We start from the raw sequence: 13,733 nt of genomic DNA, 5'->3' as shown, positions 1-13,733 counted from the left end.
GCGAGCCTTTGTTTGTATCAGCGCTCCAGCGCCGCCAGCTTGCGTGCCGCCCAGCGCCGCAGCAGGCGCGGCACGATGAGCACGGACAGCACGATGACGATCAGCGTCAGCGAACCGGGGCGCTCCAGGAAGATCGTCCACTTGCCTTCGCCAATCGACACGGCGTTGCGCATCTGCGCCTCTGCCAGAGGCCCCAGGATCATGCCCACCACCACTGGAGCGGCCGGGAAGTCGAAGCGGCGCATCACCACGCCCAAGAGCCCAATCGCATACAGCAGCACCAGATCGAACGCGCTCTGGCGCATGCCGTACACGCCCAGCGTGGAGAACACCAGGATGCCCGCGTACAGGTACGACTTGGGAATCTTGAGCAGCTTCACCCACAGTCCCACCAGCGGCAGGTTCAGGATGAGCAGCATCACGTTGCCGATGTACATAGAGGCGATCAGTGCCCACACCAGCGCGCCATTGGTGTCGAACAGCTGCGGGCCGGGCTGGATGCCGTAGTTCTGGAACGCACCCAGCAGGATGGCCGTGGTGTTGGACGTGGGAATGCCCAGCGTGAGCAACGGGATCAGCGTGGCCGTGATGGCCGCGTTGTTGGCGGCCTCGGGGCCCGCCACGCCTTCGATGGCGCCGGTGGTGCCGAACTCTTCCTTGTGCTTGCTCAGCTTCTTTTCAGCGGCGTAGCTCAGGAAGGTCGGGATCTCGCTGCCGCCCGCGGGCACGGTGCCGAACGGAAAGCCGATGAAGGTGGCGCGGATCCATGCGGGCCACGAACGCCTCCACTCCTCCTTGGTCATGTGCGTGCTGGTCAGGCGGTTCTGGGTTTCGTCGGTCTTGCCTTCGTACATCACGTTGTACAAGGCCTCGCCCACGGCAAACAGGCCCACGGCGATCAGCACCACCTCGATCCCGTCCATCAGCTCGGGCACGCCACCGGTGTAGCGCGCCTGGCCCGAGATCTGGTCGATGCCGATGAGGCCCATGGCCAGGCCGACGAACAGCGCCACCATGCCGCGCAGCGTGCTCTTGCCCAGCACCGCGCTCACGGTGGTGAAGGCCAGCACCATCAGCATGAAGTACTCGGGCGGGCCCAGGCGCACGGCGTATTCAGCCACCAGGGGGGCAAAGAACGTGACCAGCACGGTGGCGATGGTGCCCGCCACGAACGAGCCGATGGCGGCGGTCGCCAGCGCCGCGCCCGCACGGCCGTTCTTGGCCATCTTGTTGCCCTCCATGGCGGTGACCATGGAGCCCGCCTCACCGGGCGTGTTCAGCAGGATGGACGTGGTGGAGCCGCCATACATGGCGCCGTAATAGATGCCCGCGAAGAAGATCATGGAGGCCGTGGCCTCGACCTTCACGGTGATGGGCAGCAGCATGGCCACCGCCACGGCCGGCCCGATGCCGGGCAGCACGCCCACGGCGGTGCCGATCATGCAGCCCACGAAGGCCCACATCAGGTTGATGGGAGTGGCAGCGGTGGCAAAACCCTGCATCAGGAGGTTCAACGTTTCCATGGCGTGCAGGCTTTACAGCCACCCCGTGTTGGTGAGGCCGGGCAGGTTGATGGCCAGCAATTGCGTAAACATCCAGAACACCGGCGCGGCCACGGCCACGCCAATGAGGGAATCCTTGATCCAGGCCCGCAGGCGCAGGTCCAGCTCGCCTTCCGAGCTCTTGAAGCCCCGCACCGACAGCACGAAGCACAGCGCGCAGCTCAGGATGAAGCCCAGCGTCGTGATGAGCAAGGCATTGAGCAGCAGCCCGGCCGACACCCAGATGAAACCCTTCCAGTGGGCGCGCTCGTCGCCCGAGCCCTCTTCCAGCTCACGAAAGCCCCCGGTCAGTGCATGCACCACGCAGAGCACGCCGCAGATCAGCAAGGCGATGCTGACCACCCAGGGAAAGAAATTGGGGCCCACGCCGCCGTAGCCCGCCTCCGAGCTGACCGTGCTGGCACCCCAGGCCAGAAACAGCGCAAGCACCACCAGGCCCGCCCCTATCAGGGTCTGCAAGGGCTTGGAGCGCGATGAATGTTGTTGTGTCATGTTTTTCCTTCACCGGGCGGGCAGCAAGGCCGCGCGCCCCGCAGGGGCCGCGCAGCCGAGGCCTAACTTGCTGGCCTCAGATCATCCCCGACTTGGCCATGGTGGCGCGCATGCTGGCGAACTCGGCATCCACGAAGTTGGCGAACTCGTCGCCGGCCATCCATGCGGGGGTCCAGCCGTTCTTCTCCATCGCATCTTGCCAGGCCTTGTGCTTGAAGGTCTTGGACAGGGCCTCGATCAGCGCCTTGCGCTGCTCGGGGGTGATGCCAGGCGCGCCGTACACGCCGCGCCAGTTGCCGATTTCCACGTTGATGCCCTGCTCCTTGAGCGTGGCGACGTTCACGCCCTTCAGGCGCGAGCCCGAGGTGACGCCCACGGCGCGCATCTTGCCCGCGGTGATGTACTCGGCGAACTCGCTGTAGCCGCTGCCGCCGACCGTGACGTTGCCGCCCAGGATGGCGGCGGTGGCCTCACCGCCCCCACGGAAGGCCACGTAGTTGATCTTGGCGGGGTCCACGCCCACTTCGCGGGCGATCATCGCTGCCGCGATGTGCTCGGTGGAGCCACGCGAGCCACCGCCCCACTTCACGCTGCCGGGATCCTTCTTGAGCTGGTCCACCACGTCCTTCATGGATTTGAAAGGCGAATTGGCGGGCAGCACGAACACGTTGTATTCGCTGGTCAGGCGCGCGAGCGGGGTCACCTTGTCCAGGCCCACGGGCGGCTTGCCGGTGATGATGCCGCCCAGCATCACAGCGCCCATCACCATCAGGGCGTTCGGGTCGCCCTTGCTGGCGTTGACGAACTGGGCCAGGCCGATGGCGCCAGCGGCGCCGCCCTTGTTGTCATAAGACACCGACGAAGCGACGCCTGCATCCTGCATGGCCTTGCCCAGCGCACGGCCCGTGGTGTCCCAGCCACCGCCAGGGTTGGCGGGAATCATCATCTTGATGGCGTGGGCGCTCTGGGCCGATACCGGCAGCACGCCGGCGGCGGCCATGGCAGCCAGTGATTTCAGAAACATATCGCGACGCATGGTGTCTCCTTGTAAGGTTTGCGAACCGTTCGATGATGCGCGCGCTGCCTGTCAAACGGCTGTCCTGCGACTCAGGGAAAACACCCATACGGCGCATGCGATGAGACGATGCTATGGTGCCGCGCATGCAATTGCTCCTCGTTGAAGACGACCCCACCATGCAGGCGACCCTGCACCGTGCACTGACCCGGCGCGGCATGGAGGTGACCGCGGTGGGCGACGGCAAATCCGCCCTGAGCCAGTGGGCGTCCCGCCAGCCCGACGCCGTCATCCTGGACCTTACCCTGCCTGGGCTCGACGGCCTGCAGGTGCTGCAGCAGGCGCGCGCGCGCGGCCTGCGAACGCCGGTGCTGATCCTCACCGCCCGAGGCACCGTGGGCGACCGGGTGATGGGGCTGAACGCAGGGGCGGACGACTACCTGCCCAAGCCCTTCGACCTGGACGAACTCGAGGCCCGGCTGCGTGCCCTGGTGCGCCGCAGCGCGGACCCCCTACCCGGCACGCAGCTGGCTCCCAGCACCGTGCAGATCGGTGCCATCCGCTATGACAAGAACAGCGGCGCGCTGTATCTCCAGGGCGAGGTGATGGAGCTGACGCCGCGCGAGCTTGCGCTCATGCACGCCCTGCTCGCCCAACCAGGCCACGCCGTCACCAAGGAGCGGCTGTACGAGCTGGTGTTCCCCGGCCAGCTGGATGTGCAGTACGAGGCCATCGAGGTCGTGGTGTACCGCCTGCGCAAGAAACTGGCGGGCACCGGCCTGACCCTCATGACGCTGCGCGGGCTGGGCTACCTGCTGCGGACCGACGCATGACCGCAGCCCCCGCCGGCGGGCACCGCCACCCTTCGCTGCGCAGGCGCCTGCTGCTGGGCATCCTGCTGCCGGTGGCGCTGTTCATCGGCTTCAATACCTTCAGCCTGTACCAGCAGACGCTGGCATCGCTGCACACCGCCTACGACCGCACGCTGCTGGCGTCCGCCAAGACCATCAGCGAACAGCTCGACGTGAAAGGCTTTGACGACGCGGCCGAATTGCGCGCCACCGTGCCCTACTCGGCCCTGGAAGCCTTTGAGGCCGACAACCAGAGCCAGATGTTCTACCGCGTCTCCAACCTGCATGGCGAACTGGTCTCGGGGTTTGCCGAACTGCCTGTCTGGCGTGGAAAGATCCCGGACCGCCCGCCCTACGCCGCGCTGGTGGACTTCTACGACGACCGCTTTCGCGACCGCGACGTGCGCGTGGCCGTCCTGCTGCAGCCCGTGGCCAGCTCCGAAGGCCGGGCCATGGCCGTGATCCAGGTGGCAGAGACGCTCGAAGTGCGTGAAACGCTGGCCCTGCAGATCCTGCGCAACACGTTGCTGCGCCAGGCCCTGCTGATTGCCGTGATCGCCCTCACCGTGGTGCTGGTGGTGCAGCGGGCCATCCATCCCGTGCGGCAGCTGAGCCTGCAGCTGCAGGACCGCCGGGAGGGCGACCTGAGCCCCATCGCCGCCCCCTCCACGCCGCGCGAACTGCAGCCGCTGATCGACGCCACCAACGAAGTGATGCAGCGCCTGCGCCACCTGCTGCGCCACCAGAAGCGCTTCGTGCGCGATGCCTCCCACCAGCTGCGCACCCCCCTGGCCGTGCTGAAGACCCAGGTGCAATCGGCCCTGCGGGGCGACGTGGAGCCCCGGCAGGCCCTGCACGAGATCAGCGACACGGTAGACCGCGCCACCCAGCTGGCCAACCAGATGCTGGCGCTGGCGAAGGTGGAGCAACTGCGCCAGCAGAGCGCACCGCCCACCACGCGGCTGGACGATGTGCTGCGCACCGTGGCGCTGGAGATATCACCACTGATCGCGCAGCGCGACCTGGACTTCGGCATACAGACCGTGCCCGCGCGGGTCCAGGCCCACGAGTGGATGCTGCGCGAACTGAGCCGCAACCTGCTGCACAACGCCGTGCGCCATGCGCCGCAGGGCAGCGAGCTGACGGTGGACCTGCGCACCGACAGCCACCATGTGGCGTTGACCCTCAGCGACCAGGGCCCCGGCATCGACGGCGAGCTGGCGGCCCGCCTCTTCCAGCCGTTCTCGGCGGGCGACGTGCGCGCCGGCAGCGGCCTGGGCTTGGCGATCTGCCGCGAGATCGTGGAGGCCATCGGGGGCAGTATCTCGCTGACCAACCGCGTGGTGGGCCACCGGGTGGCGGGCCTGGATGCCGTTGTACGCCTGCCACTGGCTGCGCCATCGGCTGACAGTGCAAACCACGCACACGCGTCACAATCCTCCGCATGAACACCTCGGAGACAATGCGGCTGGACAAGTGGCTCTGGTGCGCCCGCTTCTACAAGACGCGCAGCCTGGCCACCGAAGAGATCGGCAAGGGCCGCGTGACGGTCAACGGCCAGCTGGCCAAGCCTGCACGCGACCTGCGCTGCGGCGATACCGTGGCCTTGCGCCAGGGCCCCCTCGCCCGCACGGTGCTGGTGCGGGGCCTGAGCGGGGCGCGCGGACCCGCCCCCATTGCGCAGCAACTGTACGAGGAAACGGCGGACAGCATCACGGCGCGTGAACAGGCTGCCGAACAGCGGCGGCTGGCCCCCGAGCCCGCCGCCACGCTGCAGGAGGGCCGCCCCACCAAGCGCGACCGGCGCGATATCGAGCGCGTGGGCGCGCGCAGTTGGGGAGACCGCTGGAGCGCGTCGATCGACGAATAGGCCGTCCCCGAAACACCCGACCAGGCTCCGTGCCACCAGCCCTGGCTTGAAACACGCCAGGAGCAGGAGGGCCCGCCCCCGGGGGCTCCGCCTCCTTCGGCCCCGCGCGGACAGGATCGCCCCCTGCCTAGCTGGCAGGCAGCTCCAGGCCGATGGCCGTCACCCCGCCAGACGATGTGGCCACCGTCCGCCCGCCATGCATGCGGGCTATGGCGTCCGTGATGGCCAGGCCCAGGCCATGGTTCCTCTGGCCGTGGGCCCGCGAGGGATCCGCTCGGAAGAATCGGTCGAACAGCCGCGCCAGCACCTCGGGCGCCACGGTCTCCCCCTCGTTGACGACCATCACTCCGCCCCCGCCTCCCGGCAGGGGAGCGATGCGCACCTGCACCGCCGTACCCTGGCGGGCGTGGCGCACCGCATTGCCGATGAGATTGGACAGCGCTCGGTGCAGCAGCGGGACATCGAACTGCCCCGCCGCATCACCCGAGATGTGCAATGCCAGCCCCGCGTCCGCCAAGGCGGCCTCGTGAAATTCCGCCACCTGCGCCACCACCCGGGCGAGGCTGGGGGTGGACTCGCGGCGGGCGCCCGCGCCCCGGTCGGCCTGGGAAAGAAAAAGCATGTCGTTGACGATGCCCGTGAGGCGCTGCAATTCCTCCAGGTTGGAGGCCAGCACCTCGCCCAGCTCTCCCGCATTGCCCGCGCCGCCGCCAAGCAGCCCGCGCAACGCCAGCTCGTTGCTGGCCTGCAATGTCGCCAATGGCGTGCGCAGTTCATGGGCCACATCCGCGTTGAATCCCTCCACCTGGACATAGGCCTTTTCCAGCCGGCCGAGCAGGCCGTTGAACTGCTCGACGAGCGGCTGCAGCTCGGCGGGCTGCCCTTCCGTGCCGAGGCGCTGGTGCAGCGTGTCGGGCGAAAGCGCCCGCACCTGCGCCGAGAGGGCGCGCACGGGCGACAACCCCAGGTGGACCAGCGTGAAGCCGCCCAGCGACACCACCACCGCGCCCGCCAGCGCAGCGACCCACAGCGTGACGGCCATGCGGCGCAACAACTGCTCATCGGCCTGGATGTCCAGCGCCAGCCATACCCGCAGCACGCGGCCGGGCGCCTCTGGGCGCTGGGCCGCCACCTCGAAGCTGCGCTCGCGCCAGGCCAGCAGCGGCGGATCGCCCCGCGCAACACGGGGGTAGAGCACCTTCCCCTCCCCAGTCGATACCCGCAGCCGGAAGTTGTCGTGCCCGGCCAGGAAATCATCCAGCAGATGGACGTCGTTCCAGGGCTGCGGCATGGGGTGCATTCCCCCGCCCGACAAAAGATGCCGCACCACGGCTTCCTTCTGCTCCAGCTGGCTGTCCTGCCGTTCGCGAAATCCCGCCGCCGTGACCAGATACACCAGCAGGCACACAGCGCCCAGGCCCGCCAGGCTCTGCGCGGCAAGCCACCAGGACAGCCGCCGGCGCAGCGACCCGGGTGCACGCGTGCCCGTCATGCGCCGCGCGCTTCCATCACATACCCCATGCCACGGATGGTGTGCAGCAGGGGTTCGGGAAAGGGCACGTCCATCTTGCTGCGCAGCCGCCGGATGGCGACCTCGACCACATTGGTCTCGCTATCGAAGTTCATGTCCCATACCTGGGCGGCGATCTCGGTGCGCGAGAGCACTTCCCCCTGGCGGCGCAGGAACAGCGTGAGCAACAGAAACTCCTTGGCCGTCAGGTCCAGGCGCTGGCTCGCGCGCGTGGCCTTGCGCCGCAACAGATCCACTTCCAGGTTCGCCAGTTGCAGCACCGTGGCGCACGCCGATCCTGGTTGCGCCACCCGGCTCCGCCGCACGATGACCTCGATGCGCGCCATGAGTTCGGAGAAAGCAAACGGCTTGACCAGATAGTCATCGGCGCCCGACTGCAGGCCCAGCACGCGGTCCTCCACCTTGGTACGGGCCGTGAGCATGAGCACAGGGGTCTGGCGGGTCTTGCGCAGCGCGGCAAGCAGGCTCAATCCGTCGATGCCGGGCAGCATCACGTCAAGTACCAGCAGCGCGTAGTCGCCCTCCAGGGCCATGTGCAGGCCATCGACCCCGTTGTGCGCCACGTCCACCACATATCCGGCCTCCGTGAGCCCCTTGCGCAGGTAGTGCGCAAGCTTGACTTCGTCTTCGATGAGCAGAACTTTCATGCCCGGATTGTCAAAGAACATGGCGGGGGCCGCGATTACAAATTCGTCAGGCAGCGGTGGGCACCCTGTCGGCATGGCGTTTTTACAGTATCCCCATGCACTGGCAAGCACCTGCGGCCAGGGCATGCAACCCCGGATCACTCCCCCTGAAAGGAAACACCCTCCATGTCCCGCAAAACCATCCTCAACGCACGCACCGCCTTGTTCGCGCCATTGGCAGCGCTCGCCATGGCGATGCCTGCCGTCGCCACCGCCTCATCCCTGTATCACCCGGCGGGCGGCGAGGTGGGCTACACCACGCACCCGGACCACCTGCAAGGGGGAAAGCAGCGCAGCGACGTCCTGCGGGACATCGAAGCCGCCCGCAAGGACGGCAGCCTCGCCCTGCTCGCGCGCGGCTATGCCCTGCCGCAAAGGAATACCGGCACGCCCAAGACACGCGAACAGGTGCAGCGGGAATTCCTGGAGACGCCCGCCGCGGAGAAGCAGCGCCTGCAGGAAATGCACGGGGGCTGATGCCCCCCACGGATGCAGCCCCGCCAGCAAGGGCCCGGGCCAGCACCCCACCCGCAGTCACCGGTCCCTCCGGTCTGTGAAAGCGCCGCCTCGACCCAGCCACCATTTCTGCAAGCGTGGGCCGTGCGGGCCCGTCCGCATCAATCAGCCAGCACGGGTGGCGCGCAAGGCCCGGCGGCGCTCGATCCATTCGAAACCGGCCATGCCCACCAGCATGGCCCCCACAAACGCCATGGCCTTGGGCTCCCCGGCCCCGACCGACACGATGGCGGGCCCCGGACAGAACCCCGCCATCCCCCACCCCACGCCAAATAGCAGGCTGCCAGCCACCAGGCGCCTGTCGATGCCGCGCGATGCAGGCAAGTGCATGGCCCCGCCCAGGAAGGCCCTGGTGCGCCGGCGCGCCACGGCAAATGCGAGGGCACTCACCGCAACGGCCCCGCCCATCACAAAGGCCAGTGAGGGATCCCACAGCCCCGTCACATCCAGAAACCCCACGACCTTGCCCGGATCGGTCATGCCCGAAACCACAAGGCCCAGGCCAAAGACCAGGCCGACGGCGAATTCAGCGATACGGTGGCGCATGGGCCGCTCCCAGAAAATTGAAAATGTTGACCACCGGCATCCGCAACGCCGTCAGGACAGAACGTGCCGGATGACAAAAACACTGGCAAAACCCGTCCCCATGAAGGCCAGCGTGGCCACCAGTGATCTTGGCGACAGGCGCGCCAGGCCACACACGCCATGGCCGCTGGTGCAGCCCCCGCCGTAGCGGGTGCCAAGGCCCACCAGCAGGCCGGCCAGCACCACCATTGCCCAACTGGCATCGATCCGGGGGCCCTGGCTGGCGCCCACCACACCGCGGTAGAGCGCGGGCGCGGCCAGCAGGCCCAGCACCAAGGCAATACGCCACGCAATATCTCCGCTGCGCGGCCGCAGCAGCCCTCCGACAATGCCGCTGATGCCCAAGACCCGGCCATTGAGCAGCACGAAGCCCGCGGCCGCGAGCCCCAGAAGAATGCCCCCGGCCAAGGCAGACCAGGGGGTGAAATGGTTCCAGTCGATCTGCATGCGCGGTACTCCTTGGGCGGAAAGGGAATCGGGTGGATTGTAAAACAATATATTTTTATACAAACTATAATTTTCTTTATTGATTTCGACGGGTACCCCTATGCAACCACAGGTCCACGCCTTCTTCGACCCCTCCACCCACACCGTGACCTATGTGGTGTTCGATCATCCCGGAGGCCACTGCGCCATCCTTGATTCCGTCCTTGACTATGACCCCAAATCGGGCCGCACCAGCACCGCGGCGGCGAGCGAGGTGATGGCCTTCGTGACGGCGCAGCAACTCACGGTCCAGTGGATTCTGGAAACCCATGCCCATGCAGACCACCTGTCGGCCGCGCACCACCTGCGGGAAGCGCTGGGCGGCAAGATCGCCATCGGCGCCGCCATCACCAAGGTGCAAAACACCTTCAAAGGCATCTTCAACCTGGAGCCCGGTTTCCGGGCCGACGGCAGCCAATTCGATCATCTGTTCGCCGACGGGGAGGCATTCGCCATTGGCACCCTGCAGGCCCGGGCCCTGTCGGTACCGGGCCACACACCCGCCTGCATGGCCTTCCAGGTAGGCAACGCGGTATTCGTCGGCGACACCTTGTTCATGCCCGACGTGGGCACGGCACGGTGCGACTTCCCGGGCGGCGACGCACACATGCTGTACCAGTCGGTGCGCAAGCTGCTGGGCCTGCCACCCAAAACCCGGCTGTTCATGTGCCACGACTACCCGCCCGCAGGCCGCGAGCCCGCGTGGGAAACCACCGTCGCCGAGCAGCGGGAACGAAACATCCACGTCCACGACGGCATCACCGAGGCTGGCTTCGTGGCCATGCGCACCCGCCGCGACGCGACACTGGACATGCCTGTGCTGATCCTGCCGGCAGTACAGATCAACATCCGCGCGGGGGAGGCTCCGCCAGCGGAAAGCAACGGGATCTCCTACCTCAAGATTCCGCTCAATGCGCTGTGACGCCACGCCCAACTGACGCGGCTTTGTCCGACACCGCGGGAATTGCGTTCGTTTTACGATGCCCTCGTCGCTATCCTCTGGCGACACCCTCCCCTCTTGCCTTGAGCAAGTTCAAGCCCGCTTCGTGCGGGCTTTTTTTCGAACGCCCTTGCGCCCAGGCTCCCGGCGCGCGCCCGCTGATAGATCAAGCGGCGCTGGTCCTACAGGCGAAGGGATGGCGTCCGGAGCACCATGAAGCTGCCGGTGTGTCAGGCATCGGTAGATGAAGCGTTTGGGCCCGCCTCGTGCGGGCCCCTTTTTAAGCCAGCCACTTCCTCGCCGTGCCACCCGGGGCGGCCCCTGGAAACAGCCCATTTTCTCCATAGGGACTCCGCACCTTCTTTCGAGCCCAATACGGGTAACTTATCGAGAGGAAGATGGAGGGGTTGCGCCGTCCTGCCGGTACTCGACCCGGTGTTTCATGAACCGGTGGTAGGACATGCGCAGATGCAGCTGCATGACCTGCCGGGCCAGCTCACCATCCCTGGCGCGCACGGCAATCGCCAGATCGCGGTGATGGTGGAGGCTTTGCACCAGTTCTTCGGGCGTGTAGATGTAGAACGAGCGCTTGATGATCGGCATGTCGATCATGGTCGCCAGCATGGTCTTGAGGCGCGGCGAGCCCGACGCCTCGATCAGCGCGTGGTGGAAATCCCGGTTGGCGGACTGCACCTCGGCGATGCCATCGTGGCCAGCGGCAATACCGGCCTCCATGCGCTGGTTGCTGGCCTCCAGCTCATCGGCCAACCCCTCGCCGCCGCGCGTGGCCGCGAGGAACGAGGCATACGGCTCCAGCAGCATGCGCAACTGGAAGGTCTCCTCCACATCCCAGTCGCTCCACTCCGACACCCGGATGCCCTGGCCCGCGCCATCGGTCGCCAGGCCGTCTTCCACCAGGCGGTGCAGCGCATTGCGCACTGGTGTGCGGCTCAGCCCCAGGTCGCGGGCGATGGGCTCTTCCTTGAGCTGCTCACCCGGGCGGTAGTGCCCGCCGATGAGCCGCTGCCGCAGAACCTCGTACGCCTTGTCTTTCACGTTTTGCACTGTTTTTGCACCAAGGGGATGGGATGGAGTGCGCTCATTCTAGGTGAGCGGTGCAGTCAATGCCGCCTCTGTAGGCGACTTTAGAAAAATACAAAATAAGTGCAAATTCGCCTTGATATACGGGAAATCCCTATGGAATCATTTCCACCAAGCTCAATAAGATGGCATAAATGTTTTAAATTTGTATTTTCATGAAAATCGCAATCCTGGGTGGTGGAATGGTCGGCGCCTGCTACATGCAGGCCTTCCTGGAGCAGGGGCACAGCCTGGCGGGCCTGTGCGACCTGCAGCCAGGCGCAGCGGTGGCTGCCGCCGTGCAGGCCGCCGGTGCGCAGGTGCATACCGCGCCCGGGGCCTGGCTGGCCGGGGCCGACGTGGTGGTGAGCGCCGTGTTCGGCACCGTGGCGCGCAGCCTGTTCGAGGCCTGTCTGCCCCATCTGCAGGATGGGGCGCTGTATGTGGACATGACCACGGCCGACCCCGGCGAGATGCGCGAATGCGGCGAGCTGGCCCAACGCGGCGCACACGGCACGGCGGTCCACTTCGTGGACGTGGCCATCACAGGGGCCGTCAACCTGGGCGGCAAGAAGACGCCGCTGCTCGTGGCCGGCGGCAAGGCCGGTTTTGTACAGGAATTGTTCTCGCCCTTCGGTGGATCGGTCCGCGTGGTGGGCGATCAGCCGGGCGATGCCGCCTCGCTCAAGCTCTTGCGCAGCATCTACACCAAGGGAGTCGAGGCGCTCGCGGTGGAATGCCTGGTCACGGCCCAGCAGATGGGCCTGCGCGAGCAGTTGTATGCCGTGCTGCAGGATATCGACGAGACACCGCTGCGCACGCTGATGGAATCCATGGTGCGCACGCACATCCCGCACGCGGCGCGCCGCCGCAACGAGGTGGCCGAGGCGCAGCAGCAGATGGCCCGCCACGGCCTGGCGCCGGTCGTCTCGCCCGCCGTCGAATCGTTGTTTGCCGCCACCGCACAGGCCCATGCGGCACAGCCTTTCACCGGCACCTCCACCGACGAAGCCATCGCCTGGCTGGGCTGCCACGTGCTCGCCAGCCACCCTTGATCAGCGCGCACCCCGCGCCCACCGACCGACATCACTACAGGAGACATTCGCAATGACCTTGACTCGACGCACCCTGGCCCTCGGCGGCCTGCTGGCCATGGCGGCCGCCACGGCAACCATCGCCCCGGCCCATGCCCAGGGCAACTACCCGCAACGGCCCATCAAGTTCATCGTGCCCTTCCCGGCGGGCGGCGGCACCGACAACCTGACCCGGCTGGTCGGCACCAAGCTGACCGATGCCTACGGCTGGGCCATCGTGGTGGAGAACAAGCCCGGCGCCGGCGGCAACCTGGCGCTGGACCAGACGGCCAAGGCCCCCGCCGACGGGCTGACCCTGGTGATGGCGCAGACCGACAACGTGGTGCTCAACCCGCTGCTGTACACCAAGCTCACCTACAACCCCGACAAGGACCTGCGCGCCGTGGCCCTGGTGGCCGCCGGCCCGGCCGTGCTGGTGGTGAACGCCGACTCGCCCTACAAGACCCTGGACGACATCATCCAGGCCGCGAAGAAGGACCCCGGGCGCCTGAGCTTTGCCACGCCGGGCACCGGCACCATCTCGCACATCATCAGCGAGGCCTGGCAGAAAAGCTCCAACGTGAAGTTCACGCACGTGCCGTTTCGCGGCATGGCCCAGGCCATGCCCGACCTGCTGGGCGGGCGCATCGACATGTACATGGGCTCCATCCCCACGCTGCTCTCGCACATCCAGTCGGGCAAGGTACGCGCCATCGGCGTGACCACCGCGCGCCGCTCCAAGCTGCTGCCCGACGTGCCCACCTACACCGAGTCCGGCATCAAGGGCGTGGAGCTGGCCAGCGTGTGGGGCGTGATGGCCCCGGCCGGCACGCCGGACGCCATCGTCAGGCAGCTCAACGAGGCCATCAACAAGGTGGTGAACGCACCCGATACCGCCAAGAAGATCGCAGACTCCGGCGCCGAGCTCATCACCGGCACACCCGACGACATGGCCAGGCTCTATGCCAGCGACCGCGCGCGCCTGGCGCCCATCGTCAAGAGCTCGGGCACCACGCTCGACTGATCACTCCACCCATCACTTTTCC

The 13,733-nt window shown here is 67.0% G+C and carries 15 protein-coding genes; 7 read left to right on the top strand and 8 right to left on the bottom strand.

Annotated features, from left to right (window positions below; translation table 11 throughout):
- Positions 1-17 precede the first annotated feature (17 nt).
- From AC07OC_RS06390 to AC07OC_RS06380, 3 genes are all read right to left on the bottom strand, one after another.
- Entirely contained in the window at positions 18-1,523 is a 1,506-nt protein-coding gene (locus AC07OC_RS06390) for a tripartite tricarboxylate transporter permease (RefSeq protein WP_218340748.1), read from the bottom strand.
- 12 nt (positions 1,524-1,535) lie between these two features.
- A complete protein-coding gene (locus AC07OC_RS06385; protein ID WP_218294050.1) occupies positions 1,536-2,054 on the bottom strand; it encodes a tripartite tricarboxylate transporter TctB family protein in 519 nt (172 codons plus the stop codon).
- 76 nt (positions 2,055-2,130) lie between these two features.
- Positions 2,131-3,090: a Bug family tripartite tricarboxylate transporter substrate binding protein gene (locus AC07OC_RS06380; protein WP_218294049.1), complete on the bottom strand. Its 960-nt coding sequence runs from the start codon at positions 3,088-3,090 to the stop codon at positions 2,131-2,133.
- A gap of 125 nt (positions 3,091-3,215) precedes the next feature.
- Here AC07OC_RS06380 and AC07OC_RS06375 point away from each other — a divergent pair, with 125 nt between their 5' ends.
- Genes AC07OC_RS06375 through AC07OC_RS06365 form a run of 3 tightly spaced genes read left to right on the top strand, consistent with a single transcriptional unit; the run spans position 3,216 to position 5,790 of the window.
- Positions 3,216-3,902 (top strand): response regulator transcription factor, encoded by a 687-nt coding sequence (locus AC07OC_RS06375; protein ID WP_255591356.1) that lies wholly within the window; start codon positions 3,216-3,218, stop codon positions 3,900-3,902.
- A complete protein-coding gene (locus AC07OC_RS06370; protein WP_218294047.1) occupies positions 3,899-5,368 on the top strand; it encodes a sensor histidine kinase in 1,470 nt (489 codons plus the stop codon). The genes AC07OC_RS06375 and AC07OC_RS06370 overlap by 4 nt, the downstream gene beginning before the upstream one ends.
- On the top strand, positions 5,365-5,790 hold the full coding sequence (locus tag AC07OC_RS06365) for an RNA-binding S4 domain-containing protein (RefSeq protein WP_218294046.1): 426 nt from the start codon (positions 5,365-5,367) through the stop codon (positions 5,788-5,790). Before AC07OC_RS06370 ends, AC07OC_RS06365 begins: the two co-directional genes overlap by 4 nt.
- 127 nt (positions 5,791-5,917) lie before the next feature.
- Here AC07OC_RS06365 and AC07OC_RS06360 read toward each other — a convergent pair whose 3' ends face one another.
- On the bottom strand, positions 5,918-7,282 hold the full coding sequence (locus AC07OC_RS06360) for a heavy metal sensor histidine kinase (protein ID WP_494600599.1): 1,365 nt from the start codon (positions 7,280-7,282) through the stop codon (positions 5,918-5,920).
- Positions 7,279-7,968, bottom strand: a complete 690-nt coding sequence (locus AC07OC_RS06355; RefSeq protein ID WP_494600597.1) for a heavy metal response regulator transcription factor — start codon at positions 7,966-7,968, stop codon at positions 7,279-7,281. Before AC07OC_RS06355 ends, AC07OC_RS06360 begins: the two co-directional genes overlap by 4 nt.
- A 165-nt stretch (positions 7,969-8,133) precedes the next feature.
- Between AC07OC_RS06355 and AC07OC_RS06350 the strand changes: the two genes are divergently transcribed.
- Positions 8,134-8,484 carry a DUF4148 domain-containing protein gene (locus AC07OC_RS06350; protein WP_218294043.1) on the top strand — a complete coding sequence of 117 codons (351 nt, stop codon included), beginning with the start codon at positions 8,134-8,136 and terminating at the stop codon, positions 8,482-8,484.
- Positions 8,485-8,628: 144 nt separating this feature from the next.
- Here AC07OC_RS06350 and AC07OC_RS06345 read toward each other — a convergent pair whose 3' ends face one another.
- On the bottom strand, positions 8,629-9,069 hold the full coding sequence (locus AC07OC_RS06345; protein WP_218294042.1) for a DUF6691 family protein: 441 nt from the start codon (positions 9,067-9,069) through the stop codon (positions 8,629-8,631).
- 51 nt (positions 9,070-9,120) lie between these two features.
- The gene (locus AC07OC_RS06340; protein WP_218294041.1) at positions 9,121-9,555 is read right to left on the bottom strand and encodes a YeeE/YedE family protein; all 435 of its coding nucleotides are present in this window, start codon (positions 9,553-9,555) and stop codon (positions 9,121-9,123) included.
- Between the two features lie 100 nt (positions 9,556-9,655).
- Here AC07OC_RS06340 and AC07OC_RS06335 point away from each other — a divergent pair, with 100 nt between their 5' ends.
- The gene (locus AC07OC_RS06335; RefSeq protein WP_494600594.1) at positions 9,656-10,516 is read left to right on the top strand and encodes an MBL fold metallo-hydrolase; all 861 of its coding nucleotides are present in this window, start codon (positions 9,656-9,658) and stop codon (positions 10,514-10,516) included.
- A 402-nt stretch (positions 10,517-10,918) separates the two neighbouring features.
- On the opposite strand, the gene AC07OC_RS06330 is transcribed toward AC07OC_RS06335, so the two are convergent.
- Positions 10,919-11,599 (bottom strand): GntR family transcriptional regulator, encoded by a 681-nt coding sequence (locus AC07OC_RS06330; protein WP_218294039.1) that lies wholly within the window; start codon positions 11,597-11,599, stop codon positions 10,919-10,921.
- Positions 11,600-11,790: 191 nt separating this feature from the next.
- Here AC07OC_RS06330 and AC07OC_RS06325 point away from each other — a divergent pair, with 191 nt between their 5' ends.
- Together AC07OC_RS06325 and AC07OC_RS06320 are read left to right on the top strand one after the other, a co-directional pair.
- Positions 11,791-12,669: an NAD(P)-dependent oxidoreductase gene (locus tag AC07OC_RS06325; protein ID WP_494600592.1), complete on the top strand. Its 879-nt coding sequence runs from the start codon at positions 11,791-11,793 to the stop codon at positions 12,667-12,669.
- Positions 12,670-12,721: 52 nt separating this feature from the next.
- Positions 12,722-13,711 carry a Bug family tripartite tricarboxylate transporter substrate binding protein gene (locus AC07OC_RS06320; protein WP_218294037.1) on the top strand — a complete coding sequence of 330 codons (990 nt, stop codon included), beginning with the start codon at positions 12,722-12,724 and terminating at the stop codon, positions 13,709-13,711.
- Positions 13,712-13,733: the final 22 nt, after the last annotated feature.

It is taken from the genome of Acidovorax sp. GW821-FHT10E04 (assembly GCF_059415185.1).
The sequence above is the reverse complement of the archived record's forward strand: the minus strand, read 5'-3'. Positions and strand labels throughout refer to the sequence as shown.